Origin of the sequence: Pseudomonas sp. K5002, assembly GCF_013386655.1 — a bacterium.
Lineage (GTDB): Bacteria > Pseudomonadota > Gammaproteobacteria > Pseudomonadales > Pseudomonadaceae > Aquipseudomonas.
On the sequence record NZ_JACARK010000448.1, the window covers coordinates 1 to 6,661 of the forward strand.

General features: G+C 58.5%; 4 protein-coding genes. 3 read left to right on the forward strand and 1 reads right to left on the reverse strand.

Going from position 1 to position 6,661, the window contains the following annotated elements:
- Positions 1–134: hypothetical protein (locus tag HX846_RS40435; protein ID WP_218645450.1), on the forward strand; the 134-nt coding region annotated here is incomplete at its 5' end.
- Between the two features lie 185 nt (positions 135–319).
- Here HX846_RS40435 and HX846_RS20075 read toward each other — a convergent pair.
- Complete coding sequence (locus HX846_RS20075; protein ID WP_178965967.1) at positions 320–1,666, reverse strand: MFS transporter; 1,347 nt, start codon at positions 1,664–1,666, stop codon at positions 320–322.
- 281 nt (positions 1,667–1,947) lie between these two features.
- Between HX846_RS20075 and HX846_RS20080 the strand changes: the two genes are divergently transcribed.
- Together HX846_RS20080 and HX846_RS20085 are read left to right on the forward strand one after the other, a co-directional pair.
- The gene (locus HX846_RS20080; RefSeq protein ID WP_023659115.1) at positions 1,948–4,209 is read left to right on the forward strand and encodes a bifunctional diguanylate cyclase/phosphodiesterase; all 2,262 of its coding nucleotides are present in this window, start codon (positions 1,948–1,950) and stop codon (positions 4,207–4,209) included.
- A 206-nt stretch (positions 4,210–4,415) separates the two neighbouring features.
- Positions 4,416–6,593 (forward strand): hypothetical protein, encoded by a 2,178-nt coding sequence (locus tag HX846_RS20085; RefSeq protein WP_023659116.1) that lies wholly within the window; start codon positions 4,416–4,418, stop codon positions 6,591–6,593.
- Positions 6,594–6,661 lie beyond the last annotated feature (68 nt).

Genomic DNA, 6,661 nt, shown 5'->3' on the forward strand with positions numbered 1-6,661 from the left:
CGTTGCAAGCGGTCAACCCGACCGTGCGCGACAGCGAACTGGTTGCCCTGCGCCAACAGCGCGAGCAAGGCCTGGCGATGCTCGACAAGGCGGCGCTGCGACTGGAAGCGATTCGGGTGTTGGTCGCGGGCTAACTTCGCCGCCCTACCCTGACAAACAAAAAGGCCCGCGCAATGCGGGCCTTTTTTATTCACTTGAGACATCGTTGTTATTGATGGCCTCTTCGCGAGCAAGCCCGCTCCCACATTTGACCGAGTTCCATCTTGAGAATGCGGTCAAATGTGGGAGCGGGCTTGCTCGCGAAGGCGTCACCTCGGTCTCAGGCAGTAACCGCCCTGGCCGGCACCTCCACCACCCCCAACCCATCCTTCATCCGCTGGGAATCGCGCACAAAACTGCGGGACGCCTGGAACAGAAACAGCATGGTCAAAAACAGCGCCACCGGAATCAGGTACATGGCGTCATGCAGTCCCACCGCCTTGTAAGCCTCAGTCATCTGCTGGGCACCGTCGGCATACATCGCCGAATGGGCAAAATGATCCGACAACCCGCCCACCACAATCGGCCCCATGCCCCCGCCCAGCAAATACAAGCCGGCGAAGAACAATGCCATCGCCGTCGCCCGCAGGCGCGGCTCGACCACGTCCTGGATCGCCGTGTACACGCAGGTGTAGAAGTTATAGGCAAACAGCCAGCCGACACTGAACAGCGCCACAAACACACCAATCTCGATCCGCCCCGCGTGCAACGCCCAGGCAGTGGTCACTGTAGAGATAATCAAACTGCACGCCGCGAACAGCAGCCGGCCGTTAGCGATGCGTTGATGGATCTTGTCGGCAATCCAGCCGCCCAGGGTCAGGCCCACCAGGCCGGTAATACCGACGATGACACCGGTGGCGACTGCCGCATCCTGCAACGGCAGCAGGAAATAGCGCTGCAGCATCGGCACCAGGAACGAGTTGCAGGCATAGGTGGCGAAGTTGAAGCACAACCCGGCCAGCACCAGCCAGAGGAATGTCGGCACCGCCAGCACCCGGCGAATCGGCCGGTCGACTTTCTCCTGGGAGACTTGCACGGCTTCCGCCGCGCCGCGCTTGGGTTCCTTGATGTAGAACATGAACACCGCAAGGATCAGCCCCGGCACCGCGGCAATAAAGAATGGCGCACGCCAGCTGTCGAACGCCTTGACCATCGCACCAATGGTGAAGAAGGCCAGCAACAGGCCCAAGGGCAGGCCCAGCATGAAGATCCCCATGGCCCGGGCACGGCGGTGGGCGGGAAACAGGTCACCGATCAGCGAGTTTGCCGCCGGCGCATAACTGGCCTCGCCGATGCCGATGCCCATGCGCACCAGCAAAAAGGTCCAGAAGCTGCCCACCAGACCATTGACCGCTGTCAGGCCACTCCACGCCGCCAGGCCCCAGCCCATGAGTTTGCTGCGCGAGCCGGTATCGGCCAGGCGCCCCAGCGGCAAGCCGGCAATTGCATAAACGATGGTGAACGCGGTACCGATGATCCCGAGCTGGAAGTCGCTGAGGTGCCACTCCATGCGGATCGGCTCGATGATGATCGCGGGAATGGTGCGGTCGAAAAAGTTGAACAGGTTGGCCAGGAACAGCAGGAACAGAATGCGCCAGGCATTCGCCGCTTGGGTCGAGTTCTGCATGGGTCCGTCTCTTTTATTGTTATGTGAGCCGCGATGCCAGACGCATCCTGAGCCCGGAACCTGCAATCTAGTCAGCCTCGTGGGGATTGTCTGTAATGATTCGTAAGTCTGATGTCACTCCATCGGGCGACCCGGCCGGTCATCCCTAATCATTTGGTTCTAGTTGTTTATAAACTCATCGCCAAATGATTAGAAGCAATCTGCCATCAATCCTTGTAACTCGCTCACGCTCTCTATACTGAAAGACGCAGTCAGACTAAAACTCTGTGACGGGACATGCTATGGAATGGCTTGGTTTGCATTTTTTTACCGACCTTCCGGACAGTGGGCACTTATTACTCAATTGCAGTCATAACCCCTTTCTGGTGCTACTGGCTTACGTGGTGGCCTGTGCAGCGGGCTTCGGCACCCTGGACATGGCCGAGCGGGTCGGCCATGTCGACAACCCCAAGGCTCAACGGCACTGGCGCTGGGTAGGCGCGGGCTGCCTGGCAGGCGGCATCTGGTCGACCCACTTCATCAGCATGCTGGCCTTCCAGGCGCCTATCGCGATTCACTACGAATTGATCATGACGTTCGCCTCGCTGCTGATCGCCCTGATCGCGGCGCTGTTCGCCATGCAAACCCTCAGTCATCCAAGGCTGCGCGCCCACCAATATGTGCTGGCGTCGGTGTGGATGGGGCTGGGTATTGCGCTGATGCACTACGTGGGCATGTCGGCCATGCGCTCCGAGGCGGGCGTGTATTTCGAGACTGGCTTGTTCCTCGCCTCTGTGTTGATCGCGATCGGCGCCAGCCTGGCGGCTTTGCTGCTGTCGCTGTACCTGCGCAACGGCACCGGCATGTTCCATCAATTGCTCAAGTACGCGGCCAGCCTGGTGCTCGGCGCGGGCATTATCAGCATGCACTTCACCGGCATGGCGGCCATGCAACTGCTGGTACCCGAAGACCTCGTACAGTCGGCACTGCCGGTGGACAACAACCCGGTCCAACTGGGGCTGCTGGTGGCGGTCATCGCCCTGCTGGTGATTGGCAGCAGCATCAGTGCTGCCCTCGCGGACAAGAAGCTGCAACACAAGGAAACCGACCTGCGCCGGGTCAACGCCCTGCTCACCGAACTGGACCAGGCTCGCGCCTCGCTGCAACAGGTGGCGCATTACGATGCCCTGACCACCCTGCTCAACCGCCGTGGTTTCAACCAGATCTTCGCCGAGAAGCTCGCGGAAAAAACCGCCACCGACGGCATGCTGGCGGTGATCTTCCTGGATATCGACCACTTCAAGCGCATCAACGACAGCCTCGGCCATGACGCCGGCGACGAACTGCTGACGGTGCTGGCCGGCCATATCAAAAGCTCGGTGCGCAGCCATGACGACGTGGTCGCGCGGTTTGGCGGTGACGAATTCTGCATCCTGATCAGCATCCATCACCGCGATGAAGCGCGGCACATGGCCCAGCGCATCATGCAGAAAATGAAAGACCCCATCGAACTGGCCGGCCGGCGCATGGTGATGACCACCAGCATCGGCATCAGCCTGTTTCCCGAAGACGGCAAAACCAGCGAAGAGCTGCTGAAGACCGCTGACCTGGCGCTGTATCAGTCCAAGGATGCCGGGCGTAACAGCCTGAACTTCTTCAGCTCCAACCTGAAAACCCGGGCCTTCCTGGAACTGCAGCTGGAAGAGGAACTGCGCGCCGCACTGCGGGGCAAGAACGAGTTGGTGCTGTTTTACCAACCGATACTTGACCTGAAAAAAGGCAGGGTCACGCGCCTCGAAGCCCTGGTGCGCTGGCAACACCCCCAACATGGCCTGCTGACCCCGGACCGGTTCATCGGCATTGCCGAAAGCAACGGGCTGATTGCCGAACTGGATCACTGGGTGCTGCGCCAGGCCTGTCACGACCTGAGCCTGCTGTCGGAACAAGGCCACACCGAATTGGTCATGGCCGTGAACTGCTCGGCCCTGAACCTGACCCGTGACGAGTTGGCCGATGAGATCGAAAACGCCCTGCGCTTCGGCGGGATCGCCGCCAATCGCCTGGAACTGGAAGTAACCGAGAACGCGCTGATGGGCAATATCAGCAGCACCCTGGCATTGCTGCGGCAAATCCGCGCCCTGGGCGTGTCGCTGTCCATCGACGACTTCGGCACCGGCTACTCGTCCCTCGCCTACCTCAAGCGCCTGCCGTTGAACACCTTGAAAATCGACCGTTCATTTATCCAGGATATCCCCAAGTCGAACGCCGACATCGAGATCGTCCAGGCCATTATCGGCATGGCCCACACCCTGCACCTGCAGGTGGTGACAGAGGGCGTGGAAACCCTGCAACAATTTGAAGTGGTGCAAAAACACGGCTGTGATTTTGTTCAGGGTTACCTGCTCAGCGCTGCGGTGCCGTTGAGTGATATCAGCGCGGTGATCAACAGCCTGGACCAGAACAACCTGTTCAGCCTGCTGGGCCTGACGGGGGGTGACCCCGCGCCGAAAGACCCGCCTTCGGGCCGTGCGGGCCCGGCGTCCATCGTTCGGCCAATTCGCTGACGCCGTTTATTTGGCAAATCGCCATCATTTCACTAAAGAACCCCGACGAACGGCCGATTCATCAGAGTCCGGCCAGGCTTTCCCCTTAAAACCCTAGGGTTAAACCCTATCGCCCAGGACCCGGACGCACTGTAAAGTCGCGATCTCTCATTCTGTGATGGCTATTTGATACTTACTCAGCCATCCGTCCAGGCACATGGCGCACAATGACTTCTAAAAATAACTCTGCCACCGCGGTATCCGACGTGTTGCTGACAGCCCCTGCGGAAAAACCCTCAGGTTCAAAGTCATTGAGCACCGCCCGCCCACTGGCCACCCAGCAGTACCTGTACTTCACCGAAACCAACACCGACCGTATCCTCGACAACCTCGACGGCCTGCGCGACATGGTGTTCCCGCGCGCACCGCACCTGGAAGTCGACGGTGAACTGCGCAATGAGCAGGAATTCCCCTCGGTGTGCCTGATCGGCCTGGGCCGCTGTGGCTCCAACATTGCCCTGGATGTGGCAGAGCTGGTGTACAACGCACGCAAGTTCTACCTCAACGAATTCAGCAACGAAGACAAATCCACCGACAAGGGCTACCGCCCCGCCCAGTGGATTCGCAACAACCTGCGCCTGGGTTCGAACAAGGGCACCAAACCGGTGTTCCTGGTCGAGCCGCTGGTGATGCTGGGCGACCTGGACAAGGACATTGCCGGGCGCATCCGTTTCTCGCGCAAGGGTGAGAAAAGCGGTTTCCTGCGGGACTACAGCAAGATGAAAATCATGGACCTCTCGGAAGTCCATGCCGGCGGCGCCGGTAACGCGCCGATACTCGGCCAGTACCTGGCCAAGATCATCCTCAACAAAGACACCCAGCGCTTCTCCAGCCCCGACTGGAAGATGATCCACTCGTACCTGATCGACTCCTGCGGCATCAAGGCCAACCAGTCGCGCCTGTACTTCTCGATCTTCAGTGCCGGCGGCGGTACCGGTTCAGGCATGGCCTCGGAGTTCGGCCTGGCCCAGCAGCACTCGTACATGAACAAGACGTTCGACACCAAGCCCGCCGATGAACATGACAGCAAAAGCGGTCACGCCTTCGTGTTCGAGCCGATCTTCACCAGCGGGATTTGTGTGCTGCCGAACATCTCCGATCACCGCAGCGAAATGTCCGAGGCGCTGCACATCAACGCCGGGCGGCTGTTGTGCAAATACCTGTCGGAAGAATGGGACTTCTCGTACAACTTCGACAATGAAGACAGCAGCGAAGCCAGCGTGAAAGGCCGTATCCGACCGTGGAACGCGATGATGCTGATCTCCAACGACATCATGCGTTACGCCGAGGAAAGCGATGACGGCAACATCCAGAACATTGATGTCAATGCCATGGAAAAGCACGCCAACCAGTACATCTCGCAGCAGATCTTCAACATTCTGACGGCCCAGGCGGTTACCACCGACTACGACCAGAACTACTTCCGTCGCGCCGGGATCGACATTGGCGAGACCATCCGCCTGGATGCCAACGACCTGTTCATGAGCCTGGCCGGCCCGGTAGCGATTGCCTATGCCGAATCGGTGGTGCCGGAAACGCCGGCGCCTTCGAGCGACAAGTTCAAGGTGTTCGAAAAAGAGCCGCAGCGGCTGAACATCGACGACTTGTTTTTCCGTTCCATTGATCTGCCGCACTTCAACAAGGTGACCCAGGCGATCGAAGGCATCAGCCTGTTGCCGATTGAGTCCAAGCGGTACAAGGCCTCCCTGGAGCAGTACAAGAATTCCGGCTATGACGCGGCGGCGTTGCATGACTTGCACTTCTTCAAGAACTGCTCGTCGGTGGTGTCGATTGTGTCGTTGCCCAAGGATTACAAGCTGTCCTATATGGACCTGAATCGCCTCAAGACGCACCTCAACAGCCTGTTTCCCAATACGACGCTCAAACGGTATGCGCTGGTGATCGGGGCGTCGGCCAACTTGTCGCTCACGACCTTGATCGCTAAAAGCCCGTGCCTGTCGGATGATTTTTTGACGTTGATCGTGGCATTTATCAAGCGCTGTTTTGCGCGTAATCCGTATCGGTTTGATGACACCTTGGATAATTCGATCCTGGATTTCATCATCCATGAGGATTTTGATGAAGACCGGATTGATGAGCTGCTCAACGAGTTCGAGAACCCGGCGAAGATCCTGGATACCAACTGGTATGCGATCAAGCCGATGTACGAGAAGAAGTATCGTGAGTTGATCAACGACAAGGACAAGTTTGTGTCGATCAACGATATTCGTCTGTCGCGGGATTGTGTGAAGAAGGCGATCAAGTACCTGCGTGAGATTTATCGTCACCGGATTGGGAAGACCAAGGTTATTTCGCTGAATAACCATACCGGGAAGACGGCGTAGGCTTTGTTGCTGAGGTGGGGTGTATATCCGTTATTTGGGTGATGGCTTATATCGGTTCCGCTCTTACA

Excerpts from the sequence above, each read along its gene's own strand:
- HX846_RS20085 (WP_023659116.1), top strand. The coding sequence starts at position 4,416 with ATGACTTCTAAAAATAACTCTGCCACCGCGGTATCCGACGTGTTGCTG.
- HX846_RS20080 (WP_023659115.1), top strand. The coding sequence starts at position 1,948 with ATGGAATGGCTTGGTTTGCATTTTTTTACCGACCTTCCGGACAGTGGG.
- HX846_RS20075 (WP_178965967.1), bottom strand. The coding sequence starts at position 1,666 with ATGCAGAACTCGACCCAAGCGGCGAATGCCTGGCGCATTCTGTTCCTG.